Origin of the sequence: Pseudocolwellia antarctica (assembly GCF_049933045.1) — a bacterium.
In the GTDB taxonomy this organism is placed as follows: Bacteria; Pseudomonadota; Gammaproteobacteria; order Enterobacterales; family Alteromonadaceae; genus Pseudocolwellia.
In genome coordinates this window covers 3,548,831-3,568,975 of record NZ_CP187926.1, presented here as the reverse complement: position 1 = coordinate 3,568,975, position 20,145 = coordinate 3,548,831, and the positions used below count along the sequence as shown (strand labels likewise).

General features: G+C 38.4%; 8 protein-coding genes. 3 read left to right on the top strand and 5 right to left on the bottom strand.

What is annotated here, in order from left to right:
* Positions 1-253: 253 nt before the first annotated feature.
* From ACPUVN_RS15470 to ACPUVN_RS15455, 4 genes are all read right to left on the bottom strand, one after another.
* Positions 254-1,111, bottom strand: coding sequence for an MBL fold metallo-hydrolase (locus ACPUVN_RS15470; protein WP_426369386.1), 858 nt, complete (start codon positions 1,109-1,111; stop codon positions 254-256).
* An 89-nt stretch (positions 1,112-1,200) separates the two neighbouring features.
* Complete coding sequence (locus tag ACPUVN_RS15465) at positions 1,201-2,508, bottom strand: TMEM143 family protein (RefSeq protein ID WP_426359439.1); 1,308 nt, start codon at positions 2,506-2,508, stop codon at positions 1,201-1,203.
* Positions 2,509-2,593: 85 nt separating this feature from the next.
* A complete protein-coding gene (locus tag ACPUVN_RS15460) occupies positions 2,594-3,142 on the bottom strand; it encodes a hypothetical protein (protein WP_426359440.1) in 549 nt (182 codons plus the stop codon).
* A gap of 148 nt (positions 3,143-3,290) precedes the next feature.
* Positions 3,291-4,907, bottom strand: a complete 1,617-nt coding sequence (locus ACPUVN_RS15455; protein WP_426369385.1) for a YHYH protein — start codon at positions 4,905-4,907, stop codon at positions 3,291-3,293.
* 153 nt (positions 4,908-5,060) lie between these two features.
* Here ACPUVN_RS15455 and ACPUVN_RS15450 point away from each other — a divergent pair, with 153 nt between their 5' ends.
* Both ACPUVN_RS15450 and ACPUVN_RS15445 read left to right on the top strand, forming a co-directional pair.
* Positions 5,061-5,762: a response regulator transcription factor gene (locus ACPUVN_RS15450; protein WP_426369384.1), complete on the top strand. Its 702-nt coding sequence runs from the start codon at positions 5,061-5,063 to the stop codon at positions 5,760-5,762.
* Positions 5,752-7,176 (top strand): histidine kinase dimerization/phospho-acceptor domain-containing protein, encoded by a 1,425-nt coding sequence (locus tag ACPUVN_RS15445; RefSeq protein WP_426369383.1) that lies wholly within the window; start codon positions 5,752-5,754, stop codon positions 7,174-7,176. The genes ACPUVN_RS15450 and ACPUVN_RS15445 overlap by 11 nt, the downstream gene beginning before the upstream one ends.
* Before the next feature lie 328 nt (positions 7,177-7,504).
* Here ACPUVN_RS15445 and ACPUVN_RS15440 read toward each other — a convergent pair whose 3' ends face one another.
* The gene (locus ACPUVN_RS15440; protein WP_426369382.1) at positions 7,505-18,892 is read right to left on the bottom strand and encodes an Ig-like domain-containing protein; all 11,388 of its coding nucleotides are present in this window, start codon (positions 18,890-18,892) and stop codon (positions 7,505-7,507) included.
* 431 nt (positions 18,893-19,323) lie between these two features.
* Here ACPUVN_RS15440 and ACPUVN_RS15435 point away from each other — a divergent pair, with 431 nt between their 5' ends.
* Positions 19,324-20,103: a spermidine synthase gene (locus ACPUVN_RS15435; RefSeq protein WP_426359445.1), complete on the top strand. Its 780-nt coding sequence runs from the start codon at positions 19,324-19,326 to the stop codon at positions 20,101-20,103.
* The last annotated feature ends 42 nt before the right edge of the window (positions 20,104-20,145 follow it).

The window sequence follows — 20,145 nt, the reverse complement described above, 5'->3', positions numbered from 1 at the left end:
AAAATTTGTAGAGGATTGTTGAGAGTGAATATTGGTAATTCGTTATTTAACAGCTGGTTATAGTGGTTTTTTGTGTTTTTAAAAAATTGAGAGGATAAAGATGTACAAAAGGAATTTTGTGAGAATTAGCAAGAAAATACAGTTGTAAACTCTATTTTCTTACTTTACGAGGGGATTTTTATCGTTTTATTCTATTTATCAGCTGTATTTCGCTTATGTAAATGCAGGGAAAGCTGAATGTATAGTAATAGGTCTACTTTAAGTCGGTATATAAAGTCGTTAACCACTTTTCTTCAGTGATAAAGTTCCATGTTAGGCTTTTATACTTCTCGCCAATACCTTGCTCAATAACTTGTTCTAGCGTTAAGCCTTTCGCAATCGCTTGCTCAACACGGTTAATGCTGAAATCTATCATAGCGATAAAGTCTTGTAGGCCATTCATATCGCTTAAGTCGCCATGACCAGGGATGATTTTTACGTCTTTAGGGAAAGTCTTAGCAATACTTTGTACATTAGCTAAATAACCTTTTACAGAACCACCGCTGTTTAAGTCGATAAACGGGAAACGACCTGAAAAGAATAAGTCGCCCATATGTAATACGTTCGCTTTTTTGAAAAACACTACGCTATCACCGTCAGTATGACCACTTGGGTAATGAGATAAAGCAATGGTTTCGTCACTTAAATGAATGGTAATGCCATCGTCGTAAGTTACTACAGGTAGTGCCGCATGGTCGTGATCATCAGCACTTGATAAACGTTTTCTTACGTTAGTATGTGCAAAGATAGGCGCATGATTAGCAAAGTGGTTATTACTGCCGGTGTGGTCGCCATGAAAATGCGTGTTTACTATATATTTTAATGGTTTGTTCACTATATTAACCATGGCATGTTCAATTCTTTCTGCCAGTGGCTTGAATTGATCATCTACAAGTAACAAACCGTCTGCTGTTGCTAACACACCTATATTTCCGCCAGCGCCTTCAAGCATATAAACATCGCCTGCTACCGCATGAGTTTTAATTTTCACTTCATCGAATTGAGCTGCTTGTACTGAAGATCCAACAAGACAACTGAGACTGAGTGCAATACCTGTAATAAGTTTTTTCATGTGATACCTATAATTTATATGAGTGTGAGTTTATATGGATGTAAGTTTATTTGTTAATCCGTTAGCGTTAAGCGATACATCAGCAAACCCTAATATTGAAATATATTATCCCAATAGTGATCTAATGTCTTTTTAGCCACTGACAATTCCACCGCATTGTAGGTGACCGTGTGAGTTGCCATATTCGTTCCTAAGGCATTGTCTGGATTAGTATCTAAATTAGTGCCTGGATGAGTGTTTGAACTTTTAGTGACTAACTTCATTGCTTCTAATTTTTGTAAAGCATCATCCACTTCAAAGTCTAATGTGCATTGATATTGACTGTCGAACCACGCTTCTATTTCGTTATCTAATGCTTGTTCAGTTAATCCTTCAGGGTGCTTCAAAAGAAAAGAGTAGGCGAGTAGGGCTTCTTTAAAGTCTTCTTCTTCAGCTTCGTTAACTAAGGTATGGAATACGCCCGCGTTATTATCTAAATTTTTGTAATACAAATTATCGGTGAGAGCTTTCATAAACTTAATTTTACGGTTCTTGAATTTACTCCACTCTTTAAATATAAAACTGCCAAATACACCAAAGCCTAGCGCTAATGCGATCAGCTGTTTTTGATTCATTTCAACAGATTCGTCGCTCATACCTATCCAAAAAGCGAATAAGGTAGCTAATAAGATTAATGATGCACCTAATTTGGTAATTAAAACCACCGCGCCACCTACTATGGCAGATGCGCCAATAATCACTTTATCGATAGGGCGCATGCGTATTTCACTATTAGGAAATAGCATTTCTAAATCAGCTTTAGGTACGTTTTGAAATAACTTGATAACTGTTGCGCCAGGCTCAAAACCTGCAGGTAAAGCTTTGTTGGCGAAATGTTCTTTACCTTTAAACTTAATGTAAACGGCAACACGGTCGTAATTGGTGAAGGTTAAGGGTTTTTTCTTTAAGCCAAAAAATTGCTGGAGTATTTCTGTTTTTTGAGACTCGCCACGTCGGTAAAATACAATCTCGTCGAAATCGTCAAAGGCGACTTCAAGCCTTACTTTAAACAGCGATTCTTCGGTTAATGCCGCTTGAATATCAGCTTCTGTTATTTTCTCGAAGTTGGCTGCGGTAAGCACTTTCTCAAAATCTTTAGCGAATTGCGCTTGGTGTTCAGCGAGCTCATTTTCTGTGAGCGTGGCTAATTGTCGAGTATCTGAATTTGGATCGAAAGGCGCGTATGAACGTTTTAGGTTTTCAAGCAAGTCGTGATATTGAAAATGTAAAACACTTGATAAAATTTGACTAACCTGTGAAAAGGCATCTATATCGTACAACGTGTTTTTACTGACATCTTCAGCACATAAAGCAATAACGTCTTGCTTGGTAAAAGGGATAAATCGTTCAGCAGTCATAAGTTAAACACGGGTTGTTTTTATATTATGCTGCTTAGTTTATCACTGTTTTATAGAGGTGTTGATAAATATGGTTTTAATACACCTACTTGCTCACTGGAAAACTCTCAAACTTATGTTTGATTAGATCAGGTAGGCTAGCATCAATATAAAGGGTTGAAACTATTTTCTTATCTTGAGCCGTCCAAAACATATGACCATGATTATTTAAGGTAACAGATACGGTGTTAATCCCACTTTTAAAATGCTTAGCAGGTATATGTAGATCTGCGCCATACACACGCTGAATTTTTATGCCGTTAATATATAAGTGGGCATGACCTTCAACAAAACCTGTTTTTTTGTTGATAGAGACAGACATCAGATCAGCCATACTCAAAACACCAAGCGGCGGAGGTGTTAAATTATAATGCTGAGTTTTAATATGTAGGTTATAGCCTGACATAGCGTCTTCATATATCTCTAAACTTATTGCAGGTGTTTTTACATCAGAGGGTACGGCAATAGGGAGATGAGAATGATCCATTGTCATGGTTTTTGCTGGAGCTTGCTCGGGAGGTGTTGCTTGAGCATAGAGGTTACTTGTTTGTGTACTTAATGCGATAACTAGAATAATAAAAGACTTCTTTATCATGTGCTTGACCATTTACTTGAACCTATTTTTTAATGTGTTACTTGAGTATAGAACCAAAATAAAACTAACGCAGAGAAATATTTATCTACGTTAGTTTTTGTTTATCAGGTCGCTTTATTTTTAATCAATAAGCTCGCATGGGTATCAATTAGCCTGCTGGAGGAAGTTCTCCGTCTGCAGGGCCTTCACCATCAGGAGGACCGCCGCCATCTGGAGGACCGCCACCTGCAGCAGAAGTACCACATTGGCTTATAGAATTTGAGGCAAGTTCACCTTTAAAGTCTGGTCCAATCGTATAAGGGTAAGACGGAGTTAATGTGCCATCTGCATCTTGTGTTAACGTAATATGGTAGTGATAACCTTTACCATCGTTAGTATCGTGACCATTATGTTTGTCTAACTGAGCACCTGTTACAGCTTCATCTGCAAAGTAGTAATCTTCGTAAAAATAACCATCGTCTGCAGCGATAACATTACCTGATAAGGTATTTACATTTTCGCCAATCGCTGGACCACTTTCTGCAGTTTCAACGCCTTGAGAAATATCAGCAGGGTCAACTAAAACACAGCTTCTTTCGCCTTCTGTACTACAACCGCCTTCGCTTGCATCTGAACCGTAGTCACGAATTTTCCAGCCACTTACGGCTAAAGTGTTCGCGCTTTCGTATGGTCCATAAAGTGGGTAACCATCAGCAGCAAAACCATAAACAGGAGAATGAGCATCGCTACTATCGCCTACTAATGTTGCTAAACAACTTGTGTAAAAATGATGATGATAATCACCTTGTGCAGCATGACCGCCACAAATGTCTACATCGTATTGCTCAGCAACAGGCGCTAAGCTATACCAAACATTGTTGCCTTCACTCATGCCATCGCCCCAGTTATAAATACTGGTGCCGTTAACCATTAAACCAATTTTACCTAAGCCTGTTTCACATGCTTCTTCAGTTTCTTCTAGTACTGTTGGTTCAGCCGGAAAGTAAGCTTCAGTTGTTTGTGCTATAGGGCAACCTGGACCTGGAGGCCAGTAACCATCACCACCTGTATCTAAACAGTTTTCAGTACTACTGTTGTAACCAATATCTTCACCAAAAGTAACCAATTGGCCTTCTACAGCAGGAGTGCTGCCAGAACTAAAATCTGTTGATGCTTTAGGACGTTGGTTAAGTTGTTCAACCATAGATTCAGTGATTGTTACGTCGTATTTAGGAATGCCAGTTGTTTCAACATACGCATATTCAACGTCAACGCTATCTTCAACTACAGTAACAATCTCAGCACTTTGTACGTTTTCTAATACGCTACCAGAAGTGGATGAAATCTTGTCTGAACTGGTTTCGTTGTTAATTATCCAGCTTGATACAAGTGTCGCATTGGCTGGGTTTACAATAATATCAATGCTGTCTGAAACTGCTGCATTGGTGCCATCGTCTACCGATAGTTCAAAAGTAAGTGTTTCTTGCGTATCAACACTTGGCGCTTCAAATATAATCACATCATCGTCTGATAGATTAATGGTAACGCTTGTTCCTGAAGTTTGGGTCCAAGTCGATGTTACAACGTCGTCATCTGTAATTGATGGCGTTACGGTAACTTCTTGGCTTGATTCAACCGTTTGATCTGCTCCAGCATCTACAATAGGTGCTGCGTTAGTTGTCTCAGATGTATCTGTAGTGTCAGTAGCATCTGACGAATCACTACCTCCACAAGCTGTTAATCCTAATATAGGGATCAAAGCCAAGGCTATAATCGATCTTTTCATATAAACTTCCATTAAAAGTGTGATGAGTAAAATAAATTTGATGATAAAAGCTTAGCACATGATAGGTGAATTTTAGGTGAACTGAGCCATTTCAGCTAAGTTATACTTAACGTACTAAGCATCACATCAGATTTTTAATATAAGGCTATTTAAGTGGTTGTACTTGTTGTTGAAGATAATAGGGCGTTAGCCGCTAATATGATTGAGTTTCTTGAAGCTTATGGCTTTGAATGCGATTACGCTGACAATGGCGCGTTAGGCTTCAAACTGGCAATGAATCAGTCATTTAATGCCATTATTTTAGATATTATGATGCCCGAAAAAGATGGCATGACACTGTGTGCTGAGCTAAGACAAGCTGGCGTCAATACACCTGTTTTAATATTAACTGCCAGAGATACCTTAGACGATAAACTACAAGGCTTTGAAGCAGGAGCAGATGACTACTTAGTTAAACCCTTCGATTTACCTGAACTGGTTGCCCGAGTGAAAGTATTAACTAAACGCTTTGGTAAAAGTGATACTAAATTAAATGTATTCGACTTAGTGATGGACATTGATTTAAGGGAAGTCACTCGCTCAGGTAAAAAAATTGAGTTAAATAAAGCCTGCTGGCAAATATTAGAAGCTTTAATGAAAACCTACCCAAAAGTGGTTACCCGCCAACAAATAGAACAGATTATTTGGCCTGATCAATTGCCTGATTCTGATGTCCTTAAGTCTCATATTTATAAATTACGACAGGTTGTAGATAAACCCTTTGGCAAGTCGCTTATTCAAACCGTGAGAGGTGTCGGTTTGGTGCTAAAGGATGAACATGACAGTGAAATTCAAGGAGAGAATAGTGAAAAATAAGAACAGTTTACAATACCAGTTCAAAAAACAATTAGCCTTGAGTATTGGTTTGTTAGTGATTGTTTTCTCCTTTTTACTGTATCAGATATTTTTGATCAGCATTGGTTCTACTATGCATCGCACCATGATGTCGATGGCAGGTCATTACGCTAAGCAAGTTGAGCGCGATGCTAACTTTGTATTACCTAACGACGACACCTATTCTGTTTATCTTGGTAAAGAAAATATCCCTGAAGATATAGCTACATTATTCGATTTTGATACCATGAAAGATTATGGTTTTTCGGTGAATGATGGCGGTAAAGTCATTAAAACCTCTAAGGCTGATAAAGTTGTTTTTATTGTTAAGCATCCGATCCGTAATAACTCACAAAGACTTTATCTATTATATGATGACAGCCCTAAAAGAAGAGGCCCGCCACATAAAGCAGGCTTCGCTCCACCACATGGTTCAGATTTACCACCTCCGCCTAGACTAGAAAGGCCTGAAGGTGCTCCTCCTCATTTTGGACCTGAATTGCCTAAGCCTGGACCCTTTCTTAATGTGCCTATTTCTATAGTATTTGTGACCTTATTGGCTATTTTATTAGTTTATGGTGTTGCTCGACGTTTAATTAAAACCGTACTTGAACCGCTAAGTGAACTTACTGTTATGGCGAAAAGTTTAGATGAAAATAATCCTGAGTTGTCGTTTGAAGTCGTAAATAACAAAACAGAGATTGGCGAGGTAGCAAAAACCTTACATCAAACGATGGACCGAATTCATCAATATCATCAGCGAGAAAAACAATTTTTACAAAATGCGAGTCATGAACTTCGTACGCCAATCGCGGTTGTATCTTCTTCATTAGACATAATCGACTTAAGAACAAGCCAAGGTAATACCAATATTTTTGATCAACACACTAATATTCGTAGAGCCAATAAGAACATGGCTGAATTGACGAATGCCTTGTTATTACTCAGTCGTAAAGATGGTACTAACATGGGGTTAGATGCCGTAAACCTTAAGCAGTTATCAACAATTATTACTGATGAACACAGTTATTTGCTTAAAGGCAAAAACGTTAATTTTAAGATAAGAGGCGATGATGATTCATCTCATGAATTACCCAAAGCCTTGTGCCGAATTGCGTTAAGTAACCTTATAAGAAATGCTTTTGAACATACATCCGCAGGTATTGTAAATGTAGAAATTTCAGGGCTGAGCGTATTGATCACTAATTCTAGCTCAGGCTTAACTGACGGTTATAACAATGCTGGCGATGAACAAACATGCCAAGGATTTGGGATAGGTTTAGATATAGTGAGAAAAATAGTAGAGCAACAAGGTTGGCAGCTTGCGTTATCTTCAGATAAACACAAAGGTAGTCAGGTGATCATTTCTTTTGAAGAAAAAGGTCAATTGGGTTAATTCTGATTTGTGTCAATTGGGTTCGGTCTTACTAACTAAAGTTGGTGTGAGTTCATCTGGCTTAGAAGGATTTAAACACAGATTAAGTGAGTTCAGCTTACTTAATCTATGTTTGATTTTTATAATACTTAAATGTGTTTTTATAGCATTTGAACTTATAAGAAATGCTCAGCCGTTAGTTAATCATTAGCTAGCCATTCATTATCTAGGCATGAGCCATTAATCTGCTCATCGTTTTTCCTCTCAAGGCTATTACAGCATAGATGAGCAAATTAGCTCGCAATCAGGTGGCTCGTCTTTTAACGATAACCAAACTGCGAGCTATAACTTATCTGCTTTTATTCACTTTAAGTTGGCGACGCATAAACATCATACTCATAAAGAATAGAATGGTTAGATAACCTAAACTTCCGCCTCCACTACTGTTTTTTATTTTGAACTCAGTATCACGCTTCAAAACAATTGTTACATTAACGGTACTCTCCGCAGTATTTCCGAATGCGTCAGATATCTCATAGCTTATCGTATCTGAGTCAACCAAGGCTATTGGTGGTGTGTAAACTATATGGTCATCAACAAAGGTCACATTACCTGATAGCGCACTAGCTGCTGTTACCTTAATTGTATCATTGTCGTTATCAGTATCGTTTTCTAATACTTGGATGATAACTGACTCTGGACCATTAACGGTAATGTTGTCGCTATTTGCTATTGGTGCTTCATTTATTGTTACTACAATATAAGCCGTGCCTGTTGCAGTAGCACCGCTATCATCTGAAATTTCATAATCAACAGTTTCAATACCTTCTGTACCTATTGCTGGTGTATAAACAATTTCAGTACCTGTGAATGTTACGCTACCTAAAAATGCGCTTGCTGCAGTAATGGTAAGTGTGTCACCTTCAGGATCAGTATCATTAGTTAATACATCAAGGGTAATCGCTTGTACATCACTAGTGGCATAACTATCGTCATTGGCTGTAGGCGTTTGATTAGCTTCTACAGTAAGTACAATTGTTGCTGTTGCTGTACCACCTTCACTGTCGCTTAAGGTATAGCTGATGTTTGTTGTGCCAATAAAGGCTGAGTCTGCTACATACAGTACTTGATTATTTTCAATGCTTACTGTGCCAAAATCAACAGCAACATTCATGAGTGTTAATTCATGGTCGTCTGCGTCAGTATCATTACTTAAAGCATCTATAGTGACTGATAAATTGATGCGTACACTCGCCGCATCATCAACAGCTACAGGTAAGTTATTAGATGTTGATGGCGATGCAACACCACTTGGATCAATAATTGAACCATTAGCTAAGCCGTCATCGTCGTTCGGTCCACCATCTTCTATCAGTAGTTGTACACACCAGTTACCTGATGTTAATCCTTCAGTCCATAAATCACTTCCTGGAGCTGGGCAGTAACCAATCAAACCTAAAGTAGAATAAACTTTATTTTTATCATCACTGATAAAGTTATGCCATTTCTCTGTTTGGTTATATTTTCTATAAACAGCACCTGTAGGTATAGGTAACCTTTGTGGAATAACCACTCGATAACTTTGACCTGCTTTAGGTAGGTTGTAAGCAATAAAGTCGAAAACTCCACCTGTATTCATTGCTTCGGTATCGGCCCCTAAATTACTATCTGCTTCACCAGTTGTAATAAGTGAGGCTTTCGAGCCTATATTAGCAACTGACCCACCAATTCTTAAACAAGCACCGGCTTCACCCTCCATAAGGTAAGAATTAGTATCGTTAACTTTGGTATGTAATGTTTGACAGTCGCCAATTCCATCTAAATAGTTTGGAATACCATCGTTATCATCATCTGCATGACCTTCTAAGTTATCTGGGATTGAATCACCATCTGAATCTTCTTCACCTAGAACGACTAACTCATTAGCTATTTCGATATACACAGTATTAGTAACGCCTAATGACGGTACGCCATTGTCTGTTACCGTAATTTCCACAGTGTACATTCCAACATCTAATAACGCTGGGTTGAAGCTAAATAAGGTGCTTTCAGTACTCGTATTAACAATAGTAGATGCCCACGTTGTAGTGTGAGTATCTTGGCTATTTGCATCAGAAATGGAGGCATTAATTAAAGCTTCAGCTTCACTCTTAGTAATAATAAAGCGCTTCTCACTTGATTGAGTAACAAGTAATTCAACTTCAGGTGCAAGATTAGCCTCGGTAATGCTAAGTGTTTGTATAGATTTACTGCCGCGATTAATTGTGTCGCCTAATGAAATGATAATAGTTTCATTGTCTTCAACTATTACATCGTCAAAAATAGTAAAGCTAATTGATGCTTGGTGTCCGCTAGTAAATACAACCTTACCTGAAACCAAGCTGTGATCGCTACTGCTTGCGCTGCCTGATACCGTATAAGGTACTGTTAAAGGATAACTCGGAGCATCACCGTTTAGGTAAACCTTAGTGGTTACTGTTTTACCTTCAAGAATGCTCTTATCTGGTCCTAAATTCACTAACGGATTAATTTTAACGTTTTGCGTTTTAAGCACGAAGTTGCCTTCGCTGTCTTCAGCTCGCCAGTACACTTGATTGTCACCAGGAGGGAACAACGTAGTATCGTTGAGTATTTGTACAGCAAGAGAGTTACCTGAACTATCGAAAGCTTGAGCAATTCCTATCTCTAACCAAGTAAATAGTCCTGTTGCATTAGCTTCTATGTCCTCAGGTAAAGTCAGGTCAGGGGTGGTGTCTGATTCTTCTGGCGAAATAGCGATAGATACTTCAGCCGTAGCCTGGCTACCTGATGCGTCCTCAATAGTATATTTAATTGTGTCAGGCGTTTGAGTTGTACCGTTTTGATAGGTTAAACCATTTTCATTTATGCTAACGCTACCTACTTTGGCTGTTGCACTGACTATACTGAACGAATCATTTACATCTTCATCATAATCATTCTCTAATACATTAAGGGAGTAACTTCCCGTTACGTTTTGTATCAGTAGATAACTATCGTTTACTGCAAATGGAGCGTCATTAACATTACTAACAGTTAATGAAAAGTCAGGTAAAGATGCTTGACTTTCGCCATCTGAAACGATGATTTGAATGTTGCTAAATGTACCTACATCGGCGTTTGTTGGAATACCCGTTAAACTACCTGAACTAGTGTTGAAAACTACCCAGCTAGGTTTGTTCTCAATACTAAAGGTGAATGTTGCCGTACCATCATCACTAGAAACATTTGGCGTAAAACTATAGCTTTCGTCTTCATTAATCACATTAGCAGGTACACCTGAAATAACAGGTACATCAGCTACGGCAGTAACGGTAATCGCTACAGTTGCGGTATTAGAAGTGTCGTTACTATTGTCTTTAACGTTATAAGAGAAAGTATCGCTTCCATTAAAGTTTGCACTTGGCGTGTAAGTCACCGCACCTGTGGTCATATTAACGCTGATAATACCGTCTGATGGCATAGTTACTATGCTGACAGAGTTAGTGTTTAGTGTGCCATCACTATCGCTATCATTGGCTAAAACATTAATAACGATTGATGAGTCTTCTTGTACATTAGCGCTATCATCTACTGCGGCAGGTGCAACATTAGGTGGACCTTCTACAAAAGTAACCGTAATACTCACAGTAGCAGGTTTTGATGTAGCTCCTGCATTGTCTTTAATTGTGTAGGTAAACGTATCAACTCCATAGAAGGTAGCGTTAGGTGTGTAATCAACCTTATTGGTTGCACTATTTAATATGGCTGTTCCGTTTGAAGCTTCTTTGACAATAGCGATAGTTGTTGGGTTTAAGCTATCACCTGTATCTTTATCGATATCGTTAGCTGCAACATCTATTGAAACTAAGGTATTCATTGGTGTAGATGCTGTATCAGCCAGTACAACAGGAGCATCGTTTTGGGCATATATGGTGACCGTAACTGATGCAGTTTCAGAAACTTGGCCTTGATCATCTTCAACAGTGTATACAAAGGTATCTGTACCACTTACATCTAAAGCCGGTGTGTAAGCAATAGTTCCTGTGATGGTATTAACCGAAACACTGCCATTAGTCGGTGAAGTTACAATGAATACACTCGTCTTATTTAATGTACCATCAGCATCACTATCGTTAGCTAAAACATCAATAATCACGGTGCTATCTTCAGTAGTTGATGCTATATCGTTAGTACTATTTGGTGCATCGTTTTGTGGTGTTATAACTAAGGTAAAGTCGAAGTTTTCAGCGCCATTGTCGTTCACATTACCTAATGAATCAGATAATGAGAAAGCAAAGGTGTCACTTGTCGATTCGCCACCGTCATGGGTATAAGTGATCGCACCATTATCAATATCTGCTTGGCTAAAGGTATTGTTTGTTTTCAATACTGTATCAGCTTTACTCAACTCACCATTATCAGGCGTAGTCACTAAGGTATAAGTAATGTTTGCTGCGCTATCGGCATTATCAGAGCTGCTTAAATTACTTGTCGGAATGACAACTGCAATAGCGCCTTCATCTAGAGTGTTTGGTAATAATACATCTACTGATGGAGCTGTTATATCAATTGCAAAAGTCGTTAGCAGCAACTCACTTTTATTACCTATGGCATCAGTTACGGTAACGGTACAATCTGAATATTCACCAGAAGCTAATGGCGTTACATTATCTGTTTTAGTTAGCGTAACAGTATGCTCGCCCGTGTTGATCACGCCAGTGTCTGAACTACCACATGCACCTTCAACAGCGAAAGTACCTGGTTTTGAAGTAGAGAAACTAACCTCTGGTGTAGTATCCGTTCCAAGCACTACTACTGGAGTAATTTCAGTTAATAAGGGCGCATCTGCATCAAATAATATGGCAGTTAAGTCATCTATATTATTAAGGTTTATATCTATAGTATTACCTGCGGTGTCTGTTAATGAACCACCATTCGCATCAATGCTCTCATTAAGCACTAAACCATCGATATCTTCATCATCGGCAACTACGGTGTAGTTAAATACAAGTGCTGTAGTACCTGAGCCAGAAACATACTCGGCATAACGAACCGTTTCCCCTATGGTTATCGCCAATCTAGGCGTGCCATTACTTGTGTTTATAATTACACCTTCATCAAAATTAACGATAAAGCTTAAGGTTTCACCTAACCCATAAGTATCATTAGATGGAGCTGACACTGACGTTACCATAGGATTAGTGTTGTCTGTTATAACTGCACCAGAACCATTAGTTACAGGTGTTGTTACAGCCATTTTAGTACCAGCAGATAAGGTTAAGTCAGTATCACCATCTAGGCTCAGGATAAGCGTATCATCATGAGTTAAGCCCGTTGCGTCATGATAAAAAGCTTTAATGGTTAATATCTCGCTAGTACTGTCTGCAATAGAAAGTGCTGGCGTTGCAAAAGTAATGGTATTGTCGATCGAGTTGTAAATACCAAGTTTATAATTTACATCGATATTTGGTAGATTACTGTCTAAATACCAGGTGATTTTAGCTAGGTCGGTTTCGCTGATAGTACCAGCAACATTAATAACAACTGTGCTTACTGCAGTAGGATATCCATCAGCAGTGCCACCATCGGTAATAGTAAAATCAAGCAGGTCAACGGTTCTATTTGACGCATTGGCTGATGAAGGAAATGCTACAGGTTCAGCAACAAACGCTGCGTCAGTTACTGTTGCATCTATATCAGAAGGCAGGGCAGTCATTGATACTTGAATGTCTTGTGGAGTAGAGGTTCCACCATCACCATCTTCAAGTGTTAATCTTATAGTTCGATCTGTTGTTGTCGCGGTAATAGGGTTGGTATTTGCATAAGTTAGTGCACGAACTAGAGCTTGAACATTAAGAGGCGTTGCGCTGCTATTAAGCTCAATAACTAAATCATTACCTGTTACTAGATCTTCCACTAAGAAGCCAATAACTTGACCATTAACGGTAACACTACCGCCAGCATCAAAATAACTAAGCTCTACAGTGTCATCAACACCTAATAAGTCTTCAGTTTCTTGCTTGTTAGTAAGGACAGATAGTGTGAGAGTACCGCCGTCGAAATCAAGAGAATCGTTGTCATCTACAGTAGCTAAATCATTTTGGTCGAGGTTTTGTGCTGAACTACCTTGTACATAATTTAAAATATCAGCATTTAGATTAAGTACAACTGGCGCGTCATTTCCTTGGGTTATTACTAACGCAAAGGTAAAATTAACCGAACCATTATTATTCACGTTACCTGCCGAATCAGACACAGTAAAAGTAAAGCTGTCTACGCTTAGCTCAGCACCATTATGAGAATAGGTGATAGCTTCATTATCTATGTCAGCTTGTGTAAATGTGTCATTTACTAGCAGGTTTACTGCGTTTTTACTTAAACTACCGTTACTTGGCACTCCCAATAAGGTGTAAGTAATATCAGCTGCACTATCGTTATTATCAGCACTACTTAAATTGGTACTCGTAATAATAATATCGCTTGCACCTTCATTAACTGTATTAGGTGCAAACACATCAACACTAGGCGCTAGCGTATCAATAGTGAAAGCCGTTAATGTTAACTCTGTTGCATTACCTGCCGCATCGGTAACGGTTACCGTACAATCAGAATAATCACCTGAGGTTAATGGCGTAAAGCCATCGGTACTCGTTAATGAGATTGTTGTATTACCTGAAGAGATTGAACCAACATCGCTACTACCACAAGCACCACCTACCGTAAGATTCCCTGCTTCAGAGCTAGAGAAAGTAAATGCTGGCGTAGCATTCATGGTTGGAGAAACCACAGTGGTCACTTCAGTTAACACAGGCGCATCGCCATCAGCAAGTACGCCCGTTAATGTTGGTATATTGTTGAGACTGGTATTAATCGCGTTACCTAATGCATCAGCTAACGTACCTGAATTCACATCTAAGCTTGTGCTTAATACCAGACCATCTGAATCAATATCACCCGCAACAAGTCTATAGGTAAAGGTTAGGGCATTAGATCCCGAGCCAGAAACATAATCTACATAACGAGTGGTTGCGCCAATTGTGATTGTTAATCTTGGTGTTCCGCCTGCGGTATTAACTACAATCGCTTCATCAAAATTCACGGTAAAGGTTAAGTCATCACCTATGGCATAGGTACCATTTGTTGGAGCAGAAACAGAAGTGACAATTGGCCCTATATCATCAGTAATAATTGAACCTAAGCCATTATTCACAGGAGATGAAGTACTACTCATTTCACTGCCTGCCGCTAAAGTTAAATTAGTATATCCGTCAATATTAAGTAACAGAGTATCGCCATGAGTTAAACCTGTTGGGTCGTTATAGTAAGCATTAACGGTAAGGATTTCGCTGCTACCATCAGCAATAGAAAGTGTTGGCGTATCAAAGGTTACTGTACTGTCATTCGTATTATATACACCGATAACATTGCTTACATTCGCGTTTGGATCATTACTGTTTAAGCGCCATGTTATTTTAGCTATATCTGTGTCGCTAATAGAACCCGCAACATTGACGGCTACATGAGAAACCACCATAGGTGTACCGTCATTGGTGCCGCCATCGGTAATAGTAAAGTCAAATAAGTCTACAGCGTTAGCATCGGTGTTAGCTGATAAAGGCAGATTTACGGGTTCAGAAACGTCTGGAGCCGATGTTAAGGTACCGTCACTATCTATTGGTGCACTGGTAACTGATACGTTTAAGGTTTGTGATGTGGATGTTCCACCGTCACCATCTTCAAGTATCAAACTAAGAGTACGAGTACCTGTTGTTACTGCTCCTGCCGTATTAACGTAAGTTATTGCTCTAACAAGATCTTGCACATTAGCTAATGTCGCATCTGTGTTAAACCCGATAACTAAATTACTGCCAGTGACTAATTCTTCCGTTAACGTACCAACAAGAATGCTGTTAATAGTTACAGAACTACCTGCTGCTGAACCGTCGAGTATCACGTTTATATCAAAACCTAATAGATCTTCAGAAGCTTGTTTACCTGCAGTAATAGAAACATTCAAACTACCGCCATCAAAGTCCGCTGAATCAGCATCTGAAATGAGTGCGAAGGCTGGATGATCTAACAGTTGAGCAGTCTCGCCTTGTACATAATTTAAAGTATCGTCATTTAAATGAAGTACGCTTGGTGCATCATTTTGTGGTGTAACGGTTACCGTAAAGGTTAAGTTTGAACCATTGTTATCATTCACATTACCTACAGCATCAGACACTGTAAAAGTAAAGGTATCTGAAGTTGACTCATTACCATCATGAGAATACGTGATATCACTATTTGCAATATCAGCTTGAGTAAAGGTATCGTCTGAATTGAGTTCAACCCCCGCATTACTTAACGTACCATTGCTTGGTGCTGCAACTAGCGTGTAAGTAATATCAGCTGCACTTGCATTATTATCTGAACTCGTTAAGTAAGTGTCTGAAATTACAGTATCTGTAGAGCCTTCGTCTAAAGTAATGTCAGCAACACTTACCGTAGGTGCTGTCGCATCAATAGTGAAAGCCGTTAATGTTAACTCTGTTGCATTACCTGCAGCATCGGTAACTGTAACCGTACAACCTGAATATGTACCTGATGCAAAAGCGGTTAAGTTATCAATTTGAGTTAATGTGATTGTTGAATTGCCTGAAAGTATAGAGCCTTCATTTAAGCTGCCGCAAGCACCACCTACATCAAGAGTTCCTGCTTCATTACTAGAAAAAGTAAATGCTGGCGTAGTATACAGAGTCGGAGAAATCACAGCGGTCACTTCAGCTAATACAGGAGCACTACCATCAGAAAGTACGCCTATTAGTGTTGGTATATTATTTAGGGTGGTATCAACAGTATTACCTGCAGCATCTAATAAAGTGCCCAAGTTTAAGTCTAGTGTAGTGTTTAATACCAATCCATCGTTATCAATATCACCTGCAACAAGTGTGTAGGTAAAAACAAGAGCAGTGCTACCATCGCCTGAAACATAATCTATATAACGAGTGTTTTCGCCGATTGTGATTGCTAACCTTGGTGTTCCAGCTGTTATATCAACGTTAACCGCTTCATCAAAATTCACTGTAAAAGATAGAAGATCGCCAATGGCATAGGTATCGTCTGCTGGAACAGAAACTGAAGTAACGGTTGGACCAACATCATCAGTGATAAGCGAACCAGAGCCATTGGTAACAGGAGTCGAATTCCCGTCCATTGTACTGCCCACGGCTAAGGTTAAGTCAGTGTCGCCATCAATGCTGAGTTGAAGTGTATTATCGTGAGTTAAGCCTGTTGGGTCATTAAAGTAAGCATTTACCGTAAGGATTTCATTGGTTCCATCTGCGATAGAAAGGGCAGGTGTTAAGAAAGTTACTGTATTGTTTGATGAGTTATAAACGCCCGCTACATTTTCTACATCAGTATTTAGTGTGTTGCTGTTTAGGCGCCAAGTGATTTTAGCTAGATCTGTTTCACTGATGGTGCCAGCTACATTTACCACAACTTGAGAAACCATCATAGGTGTGCTGTCAGAGCTGCCGCCATCGGTAATCGTAAAGTCAAATAAATCGACTGCTTCGCCAATTGAGTCAGCTGACAAAGGAAGATCGACAGGCTCAATAACAACTGCAGCATCTGTTAACGTACCATCGTTATCATACGTTGGAGCAGCAAGGTTTACGGTTAATAGCTGCGCTGTAGATGTTCCACCGTCGCCATCATTAAGCGTAATGGTAATGGTACGGCTAAGAAGGCTCGCATCAACAATATCTTTATTAAGATAAACTAGAGCTCGTATAAGTACTTGAATATTTAAGATGGTTGCATTGGCATTTAAGTCAATCAGTAAATCGCTACCTTCAATGATCTCGTTGGCGAGTGTACCAACGACAACAGCCCCCACACTCACTTCACCGCCTACAGTTAAACCCGCTACACTGACCAATGCGCTAACATCAACATCAACACCCGCACCTAAGCTTAAAATATCTTCACTGCTGTCTTTATTGTTGGTTATTGAAACTGAAAGATAACCATTAAGAAAGTTAAGAGAATCTACATCAACAACAAGGGTTAAGTCACCTTGGTCAAGGTATTGTGAACCGCTACCGAGTACGTAACTTAGTATATCTGTATTTAAATTAGTGAGTGTTGGCGCATCATTTTGCGACGCAACCGTTATGCTTATAGCGCTAACATTTGAAGTTTCGCCATCAGCATCAGTTAAAGTAACACTAACAACTCTTACTCCTTCTGTTGGGTCGTCTGTCTCGACGTTTTCGTAGGCTAAACCTTGTAGTAATATTTGTAATAACGCAGGAGTAGCAAAATCATTTAAGGTAAAAGATAAAATATTGCCGGGTAAAATATCGTTTACCAATTCACCAATAATGACTCCACTTACAGTTAAAGCACCACCAACGAGATTATTGGCTAGTGAAACCACACCAGTATCTATGGTTAATGTATCTTCTGCTGATATAATCCCTGACGTTATTTCTGCTGTTAATGTACCGCCTGTGTATGCGCCAGTTAATAAACCTGGGTCTGTAAGTAACGCTGCAACACCTTGATCTAGTTTTTGAACACCACTGCCTTCGGTATAGGTAAAAGCATCGCCATTTAAATTTGAAATACTAGGTAAGCTAACAACATTAGCTATTGAGATATGGGATAAAGCTAACAGACTTAGGGGCACACCATCACTGTATTCAATTGTTATTCTAGTGATCTCTTCCCAGTCAGTTCCTGAAAAATCGAGGGGTACGCCAAGTAATGAGTAAAGCAAAGTGTCGCTTTCAACAATACCACCTTTGTTGGAGGTTACTTTTACTTTATGAGAAACCCCAAAACCTAAACCTAAATCTAAATTTAAAATTGTTAGGTTAGTTAAATCAAACGTTTCACCGCTTTCTAAATAAATGTCCACACTAGTGTGTGTTGTTAAAGCACTTGCTAATAAAACATGACCTAATACAGCCTGTATGTCTGATACACCACCTGAAGATTCAATCTTTAACACATGATCGGTGCCACCAATGCTGACATCAATAACTGGAGCACTAACAAGGGGTAAAGCTGTTAAATCTAAAGTTGCATCAACTAACAAAACAGAGTCAAAACTCTGCATCGTTGAAGCAGTAAATAAGGGTGATGTATTAATATCACCTTTGTGAACTTCTAACTGCCAATCTCCACCTTGTAACGCCGAACCTGTTGGGTTGTTTGAAGCAGCAACGTCTACATTGGCTTGTTGAGAAATAAAATCTAAAAGCGCATTACCTTTTTCTGTTTTTGCTAAATTACAACCATAAAATAATACATCGGCGTTGGCCGTCAGTGCATGATTCATTGTTGATAATAACGTGATTTTTTCAGACAAGGCTTGCTGGGTAATTTGGCTATCGCCGAAATATAAAACACCATCATCAGCATGAGAAATTAGATGGAGAGCTGAGAGATTTTTATATTTATTAAGAGTACTTTCTAGTTGTTTGAAGCCACTTTGAGATGAGTTTATTTCAACAACGTCTGTTCCTGCTTTTAGATGTTGAAAAAACAAATGTTTATTAGGTACCGCAGCATCAATAATCACTAATTCATTAACTAAAGAATTTTGTTCTTTAGTTAAGACTTTGTTTGTTTTATTTTTATCAGCTGCTGCTATAGCTTGTTCTTCTGGAGATTTTGCTAAAGAAGAAGTGCAAATAGGTAACAGCATACAAACTAAAATACCTAGAACATGTTTATGCATGTTTGAGATTTCCTTTTTTATTATTAACTTCCTTTAACTTCCTTAACTGCTTTTATTGTAATTATTATTTATAGGTAATATTAAAAGGGGACAGACGTTAATAATAAGAATAGCAGTTATTTTTTTTGTCGCTGAAAAATTGGATATTTTATGTAAATAGCCTTTTTGGTTAGCTTTAAAGATAAAATAAAAATAAGTAAAAGATATATAAATTAGTTAGATGCAGTAACTTTTTTTATACATTTTGGTTACAAAACTCATGAGTAGAATTTGAATTAAATAACCTTGTAAAGGACTAAAATACAATGGTAAAAACGAAAGCTTACATTAAATTATGTGATCATTTACTCCTATAAGAGCTAAGTTTGTTAATATTAAGTTTAGTTGCGCTTAACAATATTTTTGATGGGTTATAGGTTTTATATATTTTTATGGATTTTAAAAAATTATTAACAAAAAAACATAGTTTAGTGCATCAGCAAGATGTAAATGGCAGTGTGTTAAGTGTTAAAGAAACTACAGATTACCGATGGTTTGAATACGGTGGCGAGGTTGTTCAATCTTTAATGTGTAAAGCTACGCCTGAGCAAATTTTAACGCCGATATCTCAATCGTTATTAGTGTTTTTATTATGGAAGAATCGACCACTTAAAGTTTTAAACTTAGGATTAGGAGGAGCTTCGCTAGAGCGTGCTTTGGCAACTATTCCTAGTGTTATAATTACCTCGGTTGAATCATCTCAAGCTGTTATTGATATGGCGAAACGTTATTTTAATTTACCTAAAAAAGTGCATGTGGTTTGCCAAAAAGCTGAAGATTTTATCCAACAACCCCATAGCCAAGCTTATACCAAATATGATGTGGTTTTGTGTGACTTATTTATAGAAGAAAAAAGCCCTGAATTTCTCTTTACGCAAGATTTTTATTTTCAACTCAAAAGCATTACCACCGATAAAACCGTTGTGATGATCAACTTGCAAGCAGAGTCAGATGAGCAGCTGTTAACCGCGCTAATCGGTATTAAACAACACTTCCCATATATTGCTTTGATTGAATTTGATGATTATAAAAATATTGTGTTGATTTGTAGTTTAGCTGAAATACCCAACAGAAATATCTTGAATGAACAGCTTAAAAACTTTGATCAAATAAACTTCACTGAGCTAAAAAAAGTGATTAAGAAAATTCGTTATATTCCATACAGTGGCTAATTTGAAATACTCATATAAAAACGGATAAGCATGAGGTGAGTT

Coding starts and splice junctions, on each gene's coding strand:
- ACPUVN_RS15465 (WP_426359439.1), bottom strand. CDS start 2,508: ATGACTGCTGAACGATTTATCCCTTTTACCAAGCAAGACGTTATTGCT.
- ACPUVN_RS15470 (WP_426369386.1), bottom strand. CDS start 1,111: ATGAAAAAACTTATTACAGGTATTGCACTCAGTCTCAGTTGTCTTGTT.
- ACPUVN_RS15455 (WP_426369385.1), bottom strand. CDS start 4,907: ATGAAAAGATCGATTATAGCCTTGGCTTTGATCCCTATATTAGGATTA.
- ACPUVN_RS15440 (WP_426369382.1), bottom strand. CDS start 18,892: ATGCATAAACATGTTCTAGGTATTTTAGTTTGTATGCTGTTACCTATT.
- ACPUVN_RS15460 (WP_426359440.1), bottom strand. CDS start 3,142: ATGATAAAGAAGTCTTTTATTATTCTAGTTATCGCATTAAGTACACAA.
- ACPUVN_RS15435 (WP_426359445.1), top strand. CDS start 19,324: ATGGATTTTAAAAAATTATTAACAAAAAAACATAGTTTAGTGCATCAG.